Raw genomic sequence first — 10,834 nt, forward strand, 5'->3', positions numbered from 1 at the left:
CGAAGTACGGCAAGAAGGTCGAGGTCGACGACCCGTGGGGCTACGGCCGCTCCCTGGAGTGGGCCACGTCCTGCCCGCCCCCGCGCCACAACTTCGTCTCCCTCCCCCGCATCCGCAGCGAATCCCCGGCCTTCGACCTCCATCACTCCACCCCGCAGAGGGAGTTGACCCGACGGTGACCACAAGAGACGACGACTGTCGGGCAGACGTGACGACTCTCGTCAACGAGATCCAGGGGCATCTGCTCATCGCCGCCACCCGCCAGGAGGGACACGAGGCGGCTGCCCGCTTCACGGCCCGGTTCGACTGGCTGACGAGCCATCAGCAGGCGGAGTTGGAGAGGCAGTTCGAGGTGGAGCATCTCGCCCTTGCCCACGCCTCCTGGCAGCGCACCGCTGTGCGCAGCGTGGAGTTGCGGGCCGAGTACGAGGCGAAGTACCTCCGGTTGAAGGGGCGGTTGACAGCCCTTTGCCTGGCTCTCGCGGCGACGGCGGTACCGCTCGCCCTGCTCCTCCTAGCTCTGCTGCGGCGCTAGGCGCTCCGCGGGACGGACAGTTCCTTCGCCGCGGGCCGGTGGGGGCTGGTCGCGCAGTTCCCCGCGCCCCTTTGGGGCGCGGCACGCCCGCCCTACAGACGGCGGGCCCGCCATACTGACCTCGTGCGTGTAGCGATCATGACGGCAGGCTCCCGAGGTGACGTGGCCCCTTACACCGGGCTCGGGCACGGGCTGGCGCAGGCCGGGCACGAGGTCACCCTCGTCACGCACGGCTGCTTCGAGTCGCTGGTGACGGGGGCCGGGGTCGGGTTCCATGCGCTGCCCGTGGATCCCCGGGCGGAGTTGGAGTCGGTGCGTGGGCGTGGGCTCCATCACAGCGCGACCGGGGCCGGGAAGCTGCTGCGGGTGGTCGAGATGGCACGCCGGCTCGTCGGACAGATGGCCGACGATCTGCTGGCCGCCGCCCACGCGAGCGATGTGCTGCTGCTGTCCAGTTCGCTGGGCCCCCTGGGGCACACGATCGCGGAGGGGCTGCGGCTGCCGAGCATGGGCGTGTACCTCCAACCGCTCGCCACGACTGGGGAGTTCGGGCCGGCCGTCCTCGGGGGCCGTTCCTGGGGTCCGGCGGGCAACCGGCTCGCCGGGCACGGGGTGGGTCTGGCCGTCGAGCGGGTCTTCGCCTCGACCGTGCCTGCCGTACGGGCCCGGCTGGGCCTGTCCCACCACTCCCCGGGTGCCGCCCGCCGCGCCCGGGAGCGCCAGGGCTGGCCCGTGCATCACGGCTTCAGCCCGCTGGTGGTGCCCCGGCCCCGCGACTGGCGCCCGGGGCTCGACGTCTCCGGCTACTGGTGGCCGTACGACACCCGGCCCCAACTGCCGTCCCAGCTGGAGGAGTTCCTCGGTTCCGGGCCCCCGCCCGTCTACGTGGGCCTGGGCAGCGCCACCGTGCCCGATCCCGCGCGGCTGAGCACGGCCGTCGTGGCGGCGCTGCGGCAGGCCGGGATGCGTGGGGTGATCCAGCGGGGGTGGGGCGGGCTCGCAGCGGACGGCGACGACATGCTGACGATCGGCGAGGTGGCGCACTCGGCGCTGTTCCCGCGTATGGCGGCCGTGGTCCACCACTGCGGCGCGGGAACGACCGCCGCCGGTCTCCGGGCCGGGGTGCCTGCGGTGCCCGTGCCGATCCAGTTCGACGAGGGTTTCTGGGCGGCGCGCCTGGTGTCCCTGGGCGTGGCTCCCCGGCCGGTTCCGCTGCGGAGGCTGACGACCGCCGCGCTGGCCTCGGCCCTGGTACGGGCGACCACTGACCCCTCGTACGGCGAACGGGCTCGCGCCCTCTCGGCCCGGATCGGCGCGGAGGACGGCGTCGGTCCCGTACTGGAGTCGGTGGACCGGCTGGCGGGCTGAGAGCCCTGGCCATCGCATCCCGGCCGGCCCGGGGAGCCAATGGACCGGAGACCCGGAGACCCGGAGACCCGAAGGCCGGGAGTCCGGGAGTCCGGGAGTCCGGGAGTCCGAAGGCCTGGGGGGCCTGGGAGCCCGAAGGCCGAGGAGCCTGTGGGCCCGAAGGCCCCGAGCCCGAAGCCCCGAGCCTGTGGGCCCGGGGCCCGGAGACGTCCGGGAACTCGGGTCAGGGAGACCGGGAACTTCAGGAACCCCCGACGTCCCCGGTCTCTCCGGCACTGTCGGCGCCCCCGGGACCCGGTGGCACCCAGCCCGCCGGGCGCAGGATGCCCAGCAGCATCCGCACCAGCTCGTCCACCACCTCGTCCAGGGCGGCGTCCACCCAGCCGGCGCTCCAGTCGTGCAGCAGGCCGTTGACACTGCCGATGAACGCGGTCGCGGCGAGCTGGTAGTCGCGTGGCGCAGCCTCTCCCGCGGTGACGGCGGCCTCGGCCTCCCTGCAGATGAGGTTCACCCAGCGGGAGCGGCGGGCCAGTCGCTGTTCCTCCAGGCGGGCGCTGACGCCGATGATCTCGACGAAGGTCATCCGGATGCGGCGCGGGTCGGCGGTGACGTTGGCGGCGTAGGCGCGGAAGATCGCGGCGGCGCGTTCGGCGAGGGGCAGGCCCTCGGCGTCGGCCAGCGCGGTGAGCGCCGCCTCCTCGGCCCAGTCGTTGACCTGGAGGTGGAGGGCGGCCAGGACGTCCTCCAGGGTGCGGAACTCCTCGTAGAACTGGCGGGTCGACAGGCCGGCCGCCTCGCTGAGCGCGGCGACGGTCGTCGAGCGGTAGCCCGGGGTGTCACCGAACAGCTGGAGTGCGGCGTCCAGGAATCGCCGACGCCGTGCGACCTGCCGTTCCTCGGCGGTCTTGCCCGCGTATCGGCCGGTCGGCGCCCTGAGCCTGCCCGCCAATGAACCCTCCTTCGTCGGTCCGGTGGCCAAGTTTGTCGTGTACGCACTCTTGTGGAGAAGGGCACCCCCTCCTTACTTTCCAGTAAGTCCAATCTGAACGTGACCGTGTTCAGATTTCCTCGCATCCATGTCATGCACCCGCCACAGCCCCATGCCCACTCCCGGAGGGGAGAGCCCGCATGTCTGTTTCCAGATCCAGGCACCTCTGTGCCATGGCCGCCGCCCTCGTCCTGACCGTCACGGCCCCCGCGTCCGCCGCCGTAGCGGCGACCGACGCCGAGGGCGCCACCGCCGCCGCGAGCCTGCGCGAAGTGATGTTCGTCGGCAACAACTGGGAAGGCACCGCGGACGTCATCAAGCCCACCGGTGACTTCGCCAAGATCGGCCGGATCAACGTCGTACCGGACAAGGATTCACGGCTGGCCGCGATCAACGCGGACCCGATCAAGTGGATCTACTTCATGGCCATCCGCAACGGCGTGGGCGAGGGCCACGACCAGCTGGTCGACGACATGTACTCCACCCCGGACGGCAAGTCGATGGTGGTGTCCCGGCCGAGCTTCGCCGACGTCGTGTCGATCGACCTGGCCACCGGGGCGATCAACTGGCGCTTCCCCGTGTCGGGTTACCGCTCCGACCACATGGCGGTCTCCCCCGACGGAACGCGGGTCGCGGTCTCGGCCTCGATCTCCAACACCGTGCACGTGCTCAACATCAACACCGGCGCGCAGATCGGTTTGTTCACCACCGGCGACAAACCGCACGAGAACATCTTCACCAAGGACGGCAAGTACATCTGGAACATGTCCATCGGTGACGTCAACACCTCGCAGGACGCCCCGTGGCAGGACTTCACGAAGGGCGACCGGAAGATCACGGTCGTGGACGCGGCCACCTTCCAGCAGGTGAAGGTGATCGACATGCGGGCGCGGCTCGACGCGATCGGCCTCACGGACTACTCGGACGCGGTCCGTCCGGCCGCCTTCTCACCCGACGAGACGAAGCTGTACTTCCAGGTCTCGTTCTTCAACGGCTTCTTCGAGTACGACATCGCCACCGACAGGATCACCCGGACGAAGACCCTGCCCAAGAACCCGGCGACCAGCGACGACCGCACCACCTTCGTCAACGACTCACGCCACCACGGCATCTCGATGAAGCCGGACGGCACCAAGCTGTGCGTCGCGGGGACGATGGACGACTACGCGACGGTCGTCGACCGTACGACGCTCCAGGAGGGCCCGCTCGTCACCGCCTCGAAGCCCTACTGGGCCACGGTGAGCGGTGACGGCAAGTCCTGCGTGATCTCCGAGAGCGGCGCCGACCAGATCACGGCCATCGACTTCGCCACCGGGCAGAAGACGGTGTCCGTACCGGTCGGCGACCACCCGCAACGAGTCCGCCTCGCCCATGTCGAGGCGGACTGGACAGCCCCGGCGACCAACTGAGGTATCCGGTTCCGCTGAAGCGACGCGGACACCCGCGCCCCTGTTTTCAGGGGCGCGGGGCTCTGTCAATTTGCGGCTCCGCCGCGTGGGCGCGACAAGCCCCCACCGGCCCGCAGCCAACGAACCGCCGACCTGCGCAGCGCCTAGCTGAACTCCGACGCAGCCCAAGAAGCCAGCTCAGCCCGCGCGGCACTGAGCAGACTCGCCGAGGGAGCCGTCGCCCCGTTGGTCACCAGCGCGTAGTGCAGGACGCCCGAGTCCGGTGCGGTGAGCAACAGGCGGCGGCTTCCCGTGCCACCGGGGTCGGTGCCCGCCGCGATCGGGGTCGTACTGGTGTAGGCCGGCGGCCCGTACACCGTGCCGAGGTCGGAGACGACCGTGGTAGTCGCGGTCGGGAAGGACGCCGGCAGATGGAGTTCGGTCGGCGCGGAGATGCCCTTCGAGCGCCACACCAGCACGCTGTACTGCCCCGAGCCCACCAGCGTGGACACGTTCGGCAGTGAACTCGGCACCGGGTTCCAGGTGAGGGTCGTGGAGCCGTCCCGGGAGCGGTCCTCGTAGGTGAAGGCGAGCGTCGTCCCCGCCGTGGCGCCCGGATAGACGCGGTCCAGCATCCGGGCGTCCTGGCGCAGCACCGCCGTACCGGAGTCGTCGAGGCGTACGGCGGACAGGTCCTCGTCGTTCCAGGCGTCACCGGTGGTGAGCACCTTGTCGGGGTTGTCGTTCATCAGCTCGTTGTGGCGGCCGTTGTAGATGTCCCACTGCCACTGGCTGCCGGAGAGGACCGGCCCCGATCCGCTCGCGCCTGACCACCAGCTCGCGCCCTTCACCCGGGAGTCGAGGGCCTGGTACATCGCCTTGTAGACCGTCGGCGCCTTGTCGGAGACCGAACCGGCCAGCGGGTGGCCGAACTCGCTGATGATCCCCGTCGTCCCGGTGGCGGCGGCCCGGTCACGGACCGTACCGAAGTCCGTGACGTACTGGCCGTCCTCGGCCTTGCCCCACATGAAGACGCCGGAGATCGCCTTCTGGTCGTAGAAGTGGGTGTTGAACACGTAACGCGGGCCGATGGTCCCCGCGTCGAGGAGTCCGCCCTCCTGCTTCTGGAAGTCGATGTTGGCGTTCCAGAAGAGGTTCGGCTCGACGAAGGCGGGCTTGTCCTGCCAGCCCGCCGCGTCCATCCGCGCGCGGAACTTGACGAAGAACGGCCACAGGACGTCCTTCTCCCACGTCCTGCTGGTCTGCCCCGAGTCGAGGGTCCCGAAGTGCGGCTCGTTGTACGGGTCGAAGCCGACGACACCCGTGAACTGGGCGCTGGTGAGGTTCGCCTTGAGGTACGCCATCGTCTTCTGCGCGGTGAGGAGGAACGAGTCCTGGACGCCGTTGGTGTTGTGCCAGAAGTCGTACGTCGCCTCCGTCACCGCCGCGTTCGAGGTGATGTTCTGTCCCCAGAAGGGGCAGATCCCGCAGTACTCGTCCGGGTAGTCGCCGAGGTCGACGGCCCACTTGGGGGCGCCGTCGCCGGTGTACCAGCTGTCCGAGTCGAAGAGCCAGCGGGAGTACAGGTCCTGGTGGAAGTCGGGGTAGACGCGGATGCCCGCGTCCAGGAAGGCACCCATCTGGGCGGTGGCGGCGGCCAGATAGCTGCTGCTCACCGTGCCACGTACGGGCTCTGCGTACGCCCAGGAGAGCAGGAAGCGGACGCTGTTGCCGCCGCCGAGCGCTCGTAGCGCGGCCGCGGACTTCTTCGCGTCGGCCACCGAGGCGAAGGGCAGTCCGTTGTTCTCCTTGAGCTTCGTCTCGCCGGAGACGTTGTAGCCCCGGAGTACGACCTCGCGGCCCAGGGCGTCGGTGAACCGACCGTTCTGGACGGTGAGGGTGGTAGAGGTAGGGGTGTCGAACCAGAGGGTGTCGGCCCGGGCGGGCTGGGAGCCGACGGTGGTCAGGAAACCAGTGACCAGGACCAGTACGCCGAGCAGATGCACGCGCAACTTCGACATGTCCATTACAGTCCCGCGCGCATCAGTGGTCGTCAATACCAAGTGACTGTTGAGTAATCTTCAGCTTTTGACCCTGATGGGCGACGATCTAGTCACATGGGTGACAAAAGGAGCGGATCGTGCGTGACATCCTCCCGGCGCTCGGGCGCTGGTACGCGGCGGGCGAACCGTTCGGGCTCGCCACCGTCGTCTCCGTGAGCCGCAGCGCGCCCCGCGATCCCGGGGCCGCGATGGCGGTGGGGCCCGGTGACGAGGTGGTGGGGAGTGTGTCCGGGGGGTGTGTGGAGGGGGAGGTGTTCGAGCTGGCCCAGGAGGTGGTGGCGGACGGCGAGGCTCGACTCGCGACCTTCGGTTACAGCGACGAGGACGCCTTCGCGGTGGGGCTGACCTGCGGCGGTGAGATCACGGTTCTGGTGCGGCCCGTCACTCCCGCTCTCGATCCGTCCTTCGCGGCGGTCGCGGAGGCGGTGGCGGCGGGCCGGCCGGTGACCGTGGCCACCGTCACCGACGGTCCGGCAGCACTCGGCGCCACGCTCGCCGTCTGGCCCGACCGGGTGTCAGGCACGCTCGGCACGACCGGCCTCGACGTGGCCGTCACCGCTGACGCGCGCGGTGAACTCGCCCTGGGGGCAACGGGGTTGCGGCACTACGGGCCTCACGGGGAGCGGCGCGAGGACGCCGTCACCGTGTTCCTGCACTCCTTCGCGCCCCCGCCCCGCATGCTCGTCTTCGGCGCCATCGACTACGCCGCCGCTGTGGCCCGGATCGGCGCCTTCCTCGGCTACCGGGTCACCGTCTGCGACGCGCGGCCGGTCTTCGCGACCCCGAAGCGCTTCCCGGAGGGTGTCGAGGTGGTCGTCGACTGGCCGCACCGCTATCTGCGCGGCACGGACACCGACGAACGCACGGTGATCTGCGTCCTGACCCACGACCCGAAGTTCGACGTACCGCTGCTGGAGGAGGCGCTGCGCCGGCCCGCCGCGTACATCGGGGCGATGGGCAGCCGCCGCACCCACGACGACCGCCGGACCCGCCTGACGGAGGCCGGCCTCACCGGACCCGAGCTGTCCCGGCTGCGCTCCCCCATCGGGCTGGACCTCGGCGCCCGTACGCCCGAGGAGGTCGCGGTGTCCGTGGCCGCCGAGATCGTCGCGCTGCGGTGGGGAGGCAGCGGGGTGTCGCTGACGGCGACGGCGGGCGCGATTCATCCGCCGAAGGCGGGTTAGGGCCGACGGGGCGGCAGCCGGTGCAGCTCCACGTCGGTGAGCCGGCCGTCGTCCGTCACCGTCGCCGTCATGTACGTGCAGTGCGGCTGGCGGCGCCGGTCGGTCGGCGAGCCGGGGTTCAGCAGCCGCAGGCCGGTGTCCGTCGTGGTGTCCCACGGGATGTGGCTGTGGCCGAACACGAGGACGTCGAGGTCAGGGAAGCGGGCGGTGCAGCGGGCCTCGCGGCCTTGCGCCGGGCCGGTCTCGTGGACGACCCCGAAGCGGAGGCCGCCGAGGTCGGCGTAGGCCACCTCGGGGAGTCTTGCGCGCAGGTCGGGGCCGTCGTTGTTGCCGTAGACGCCGATGAGGCGGCGGGAGCGGGTCTCCAGGAGGTCGAGGGTGACTGTGTCGACCCAGTCGCCGGCGTGGATCACGACGTCTGTGTGCGGGAGTTCGGTAAGAAGTGGCGTCGGTAGTTGCTTGGCGCGTTTGGGGAGGTGGGTGTCGGAGAGGAGCAGGAGGCGCACGTTCGTGAGCGTAGGCGCTGCGCAGGGGGTGCCGCGATTTGCCGTCTTGCGGCTGCGGCGCCGTCGTGGCTTGTCGCGCAGTTCCCCGCGCCCCTTCAGGGCGCCCCTCGCGCCGCGCCCCGACAGGTGCTGCAGGGTCGCGCGAGGTTAGTATCAGGCATCCCGGACCGTGCCTTTGCGGAAACGGGGAGTAAAGCCAAAAGGGGGCTTCCAGCCGCATGCCGGTCAAGGTCAGCGTCATCGTTCCGGTGTACAACCCGGGACCGTACATCGAGGACTGCGTCGCGTCGCTGCTGCGGCAGTCGCTGCCCGCCGACGAGTACGAAGTGATCTTCGTCGACGACGGTTCCACCGACGAGACCCCGGCCAGACTGGACCAGCTCGCCGCCGAGGAACCGCGTATCCAGGTCATCCACCAGGAGAACTCGGGCTGGTCGGGAAAGCCGCGCAACGTCGGTATCGAGGCCTCGCAGGGCGAGTTCGTGATGTTCGTCGACAACGACGACTATCTCGGTGACGAAGCCCTTGAGCGGATGTACGACTACGGCGTGGCCAACGGCGCCGATGTGATCGTCGGCAAGATGGCCGGCAAGGGTCGGCCCGTGCCGGTCGAGCTGTTCCGGCACAACCATCCCAAGGCCAGTGTCGAGAACGCCCCGCTGATCGACAGCCTCACCCCGCACAAAATGCTCCGGCGGGCCTTTCTCGACCGCATCGGTCTGCGTTTCCCCGAGGGTCGGCGGCGGCTCGAAGACCATGTCTTCGTGACTGAGGCGTATCTGCGCGCGGACAACGTCTCCGTGCTCAGCGACTACGTCTGCTACTACCACGTCAAGCGCGACGACGCCTCGAACGCGGGATTCCAGCGCTTCGACCCCGTGGGGTACTTCCGGAATCTGCGCGAGGCCCTCGACGTCGTCGAGCGGTACACCGAGCCGGGTGCCGTGCGCGACCGGCTCTTCCGTCGCTGGCTGCGCAACGAGATGGTCGAGCGGATGCGCAGCAACCGTCTGCTCAAGCTGCCCGAGGACTACCGCAAGGAGATGTTCGACGAGATCCGCGGGGTCGTCGTCGAGCGCTTCGGGCCCGGTGTCGCCAACGGCATGCAGGAGGCGCAGCGAATCGTCGCCGCGCTGATCGCCGCCGACCGCCTGGACGACGTGATCGCGTTCGCCGAGTGGGAGGCCTCGCTCGCCCCTTCGGCCACTCCCCTGAATGTCGAGTGGCGGGACGGTGTCCTGCACGTCGGTTTCAGCGCCGAGTTCACGTCCCACGGCAAGCCGATGACGTTCCCCGCCGAGGACGACAGCGACGGCGCCGACCTGGACGGCACGCCCACCGACGCCGACGACGCGATCGCCCGCGTGGCGGCCTCCACGGTCGCCCGGTTCGGCAGCGCGACGGCCGACTTCCTGGTGCGTGAGCGGACCACGGCCGCCCAGTTCTTCCAGCCGGTGGAGCTGACCCGCGAGACCCTCCCGGCCGACGAGGACGATCAGGTACGGCTGGTGCTGCGCGGTACGGCCACCGTCGACCCCGGCACTGCTGCGGGCGGCGTCGCGCTCGGCGGCGGTCTGTTCGACGTGTTCGTCCGGATCAAGCTGGGCGGCTGGACCCGTGAGTGCCGTCTGGGCCCGGTCAAGCTGGACCCCCGTCCGGTGCCCCCGGCCGGTGTGGTCGCCGGTCGCGTGGTCCTGCCGTACTGGACCGCCAAGCAGGCCACGCTCTCCCTGGACGTCGATCGTGCCGTGAAGGGTGTGGGTCTCGGCCGCCTCAAGCCCGACGATGTGACCGTCACGGGTGACCGTCTGCGTGTGGCAGTGCCCCTGCACGTGCCCGGCGACACCAAGGTGCTGCTGCGCCTGACCTCGTCGGCCGCCGCCGAACCCGTGGACGTGGAGGGCACGCTGTCCGGTGCCTTCGTCGAGGCGACGCTGCCCGGCAGCGCGCTTGCCGAGGGGACCTGGAAGCCCGCGCTGTGCCTCGCCCCCGAGGCCGACGAGCCGCGCTTCCTGGCGATGTCCGTCAGCCTCGCCGCAAAATCCGGGCGCGTCCAGGTCGTACGGCCCGTCAAGCCCGCCGGGCCGAGTACCGGTCAGAAGGTGGTCCGCAAGGTGCGGCGCACCCTCGGGAAGATCGCCCGCAAGGCCGGGCTGCGGCGCGGGAACGGAGCCTGACAGCATGCGAGCACTGGACATCGAAGGCGCCTGGGTACTGGAGCCGAAGGTCTTCCCGGACGACCGGGGCAGCTTCCACGAGTGGTACCGGGGCGAGGAGTTCCGCGAGGCCACCGGCTACGACCTCTCCCTCGCCCAGGCGAACTGCTCGGTCTCGCGCCGGGGCGTCGTACGCGGGGTCCACTTCTCCGACGTACCGCCGAGCCAGGCCAAGTACGTGACGTGCGTGCGCGGCGCGGTCCTGGACGTCGTGGTGGACATCCGGGTCGGCTCGCCCACCTACGGGCAGTGGGAGGCCGTACGGCTCGACGACGACACCCGGCACGCCGTGTTCCTCGCGGAGGGGCTCGGCCACGCCTTCATGGCGCTCACCGACGACGCCACCGTGGTCTACCTGTGCTCGACCGGGTACGCGCCGGGGCGTGAGCACGGGGTGCATCCGCTCGACCCGGAGCTGGGCATCGCCTGGCCCGAGGGCATCGAGCCGGTGCTGTCGGAGAAGGACGCCGAGGCGCCCACGCTGGCGGAGGCCGAGCGGTCCGGGCTGCTGCCGTCGTACGCGGACTGCGCGGCCTACTACGCCGGGCTGCGCGACAACCGGTAACGCCGAACCAAAACTTGAGGC

At 70.3% G+C, this 10,834-nt stretch carries 9 protein-coding genes and 1 pseudogene; 7 read left to right on the forward strand and 3 right to left on the reverse strand.

Annotated features, from left to right (window positions below):
• From ACWDR4_RS42000 to ACWDR4_RS42010, 3 genes and pseudogenes are all read left to right on the forward strand, one after another.
• Positions 1 to 179 (forward strand): annotated as a pseudogene (locus ACWDR4_RS42000) (cytochrome ubiquinol oxidase subunit I); the annotation flags it as partial.
• Entirely contained in the window at positions 176 to 535 is a 360-nt protein-coding gene (locus tag ACWDR4_RS42005) for a hypothetical protein (RefSeq protein ID WP_450416434.1), read from the forward strand. The pseudogene ACWDR4_RS42000 and the gene ACWDR4_RS42005, both read left to right, overlap by 4 nt.
• A gap of 138 nt (positions 536 to 673) precedes the next feature.
• The gene (locus ACWDR4_RS42010; RefSeq protein ID WP_450416485.1) at positions 674 to 1,903 is read left to right on the forward strand and encodes a glycosyltransferase; all 1,230 of its coding nucleotides are present in this window, start codon (positions 674 to 676) and stop codon (positions 1,901 to 1,903) included.
• 241 nt (positions 1,904 to 2,144) lie between these two features.
• Here the strand turns inward: ACWDR4_RS42010 and ACWDR4_RS42015 are convergent, their stop codons facing one another.
• Positions 2,145 to 2,852, reverse strand: a complete 708-nt coding sequence (locus tag ACWDR4_RS42015; RefSeq protein WP_450416486.1) for a TetR/AcrR family transcriptional regulator — start codon at positions 2,850 to 2,852, stop codon at positions 2,145 to 2,147.
• A 179-nt stretch (positions 2,853 to 3,031) separates the two neighbouring features.
• Here ACWDR4_RS42015 and ACWDR4_RS42020 point away from each other — a divergent pair, with 179 nt between their 5' ends.
• Entirely contained in the window at positions 3,032 to 4,300 is a 1,269-nt protein-coding gene (locus tag ACWDR4_RS42020; protein WP_450416436.1) for a YncE family protein, read from the forward strand.
• A gap of 143 nt (positions 4,301 to 4,443) precedes the next feature.
• Here the strand turns inward: ACWDR4_RS42020 and ACWDR4_RS42025 are convergent, their stop codons facing one another.
• Positions 4,444 to 6,306, reverse strand: coding sequence for a cellulase family glycosylhydrolase (locus tag ACWDR4_RS42025; RefSeq protein ID WP_450416438.1), 1,863 nt, complete (start codon positions 6,304 to 6,306; stop codon positions 4,444 to 4,446).
• A 113-nt stretch (positions 6,307 to 6,419) separates the two neighbouring features.
• Between ACWDR4_RS42025 and ACWDR4_RS42030 the strand changes: the two genes are divergently transcribed.
• A complete protein-coding gene (locus tag ACWDR4_RS42030; RefSeq protein WP_450416439.1) occupies positions 6,420 to 7,526 on the forward strand; it encodes an XdhC family protein in 1,107 nt (368 codons plus the stop codon).
• Here ACWDR4_RS42030 and ACWDR4_RS42035 read toward each other — a convergent pair.
• Positions 7,523 to 8,032: a metallophosphoesterase family protein gene (locus ACWDR4_RS42035; RefSeq protein WP_450416440.1), complete on the reverse strand. Its 510-nt coding sequence runs from the start codon at positions 8,030 to 8,032 to the stop codon at positions 7,523 to 7,525. The two genes, ACWDR4_RS42030 and ACWDR4_RS42035, sit on opposite strands and share 4 nt — an antisense overlap.
• 218 nt (positions 8,033 to 8,250) lie before the next feature.
• On the opposite strand from ACWDR4_RS42035, the gene ACWDR4_RS42040 reads away from it, so the two are divergent.
• The gene (locus ACWDR4_RS42040; protein WP_450416442.1) at positions 8,251 to 10,209 is read left to right on the forward strand and encodes a glycosyltransferase family 2 protein; all 1,959 of its coding nucleotides are present in this window, start codon (positions 8,251 to 8,253) and stop codon (positions 10,207 to 10,209) included.
• Positions 10,210 to 10,213: 4 nt separating this feature from the next.
• Positions 10,214 to 10,813, forward strand: coding sequence for a dTDP-4-dehydrorhamnose 3,5-epimerase (rfbC, locus tag ACWDR4_RS42045; RefSeq protein WP_450416444.1), 600 nt, complete (start codon positions 10,214 to 10,216; stop codon positions 10,811 to 10,813).
• Positions 10,814 to 10,834 lie beyond the last annotated feature (21 nt).

It is taken from the genome of Streptomyces sp. NPDC000878, assembly GCF_053599695.1.

Coding starts and splice junctions, on each gene's coding strand:
- ACWDR4_RS42010 (WP_450416485.1), top strand. CDS start 674: ATGACGGCAGGCTCCCGAGGTGACGTGGCCCCTTACACCGGGCTCGGG.
- ACWDR4_RS42020 (WP_450416436.1), top strand. CDS start 3,032: ATGTCTGTTTCCAGATCCAGGCACCTCTGTGCCATGGCCGCCGCCCTC.
- ACWDR4_RS42025 (WP_450416438.1), bottom strand. CDS start 6,306: ATGGACATGTCGAAGTTGCGCGTGCATCTGCTCGGCGTACTGGTCCTG.
- ACWDR4_RS42040 (WP_450416442.1), top strand. CDS start 8,251: ATGCCGGTCAAGGTCAGCGTCATCGTTCCGGTGTACAACCCGGGACCG.
- rfbC (WP_450416444.1), top strand. CDS start 10,214: ATGCGAGCACTGGACATCGAAGGCGCCTGGGTACTGGAGCCGAAGGTC.